Source organism: Bradyrhizobium sp. P5_C12 (assembly GCF_054049735.1).
The window spans coordinates 1-764 of the sequence record NZ_JBFULU010000147.1 but is presented as its reverse complement, the minus strand read 5'-3'; the positions used below and the strand labels follow the sequence as shown (position 1 = coordinate 764).

General features: G+C 55.0%; 1 protein-coding gene. It reads left to right on the top strand.

The annotated features are described in order from the left end of the window. Positions 1–96: 96 nt before the first annotated feature. A partial coding sequence (locus ACXJMY_RS38030; protein WP_456624475.1) for a glycosyltransferase family 2 protein occupies positions 97–764 on the top strand: 668 nt, incomplete at its 3' end.

Sequence of the window (764 nt, the reverse complement as noted above, 5' to 3'; positions counted from 1 at the left end):
GCTCGATGCAGCGACAACGAGAAATTCTTAATCTTGCCGATACGCGCCCGTCCGCCATCATTGGTGTCAAATTTTTATAGTCGGGAGGCGGTGATCATGCCGAGCACCATTGGTTGGCTACTTCGCGAGGGCGAACGAATCATTGCTTGCAACACAGGCTTATTGGGTCACAAGCACCTTCTAATCGGCATCACCCGCGTTCGTAACGAAGCGCTTATTCTCAGAGACACACTGGACTACGTCGGCAAACAGGTCGATGCGATAGTCGCTTATGATGACGCGAGCGCGGATCGCACGCTGGAGATTCTATGCGAACACCCAAAAGTCGCTCTGATTGTGACAAATCGGTCGTGGGAAGCGGACATCGAGGCACGCCGAATTGCTGAGGGTCGGCATCGCGGCCTCTTGTTGCAGACGGCGCGCGAACATTTGCAGTTCGACTGGATGTTTTGCTTCGATGCGGATGAGCGCGTTACCGGAGATTTACGCAGATTCATAGAAGGAACGCATTCTAGCGAATGCGACGGCGTGCGGGTTCAACTGTTCGACGCCTATATGACGCCTGGGGATCATGCACCCTATCAGGCCGATCGAGAACTGTTGGACTTTCGTCGTTTCTTCGGTCCGGAGCGGCGAGACATTCTGATGTTGTGGCGAAACCGGTCGGAGGTCATCTTCGCAAAACACCATGCGCGCGAGCCGGGTGGCGTTGAACGCGTGGCGACTGGCCTCTATTGCCAACACTACGGCAAATCGTTGTCGGT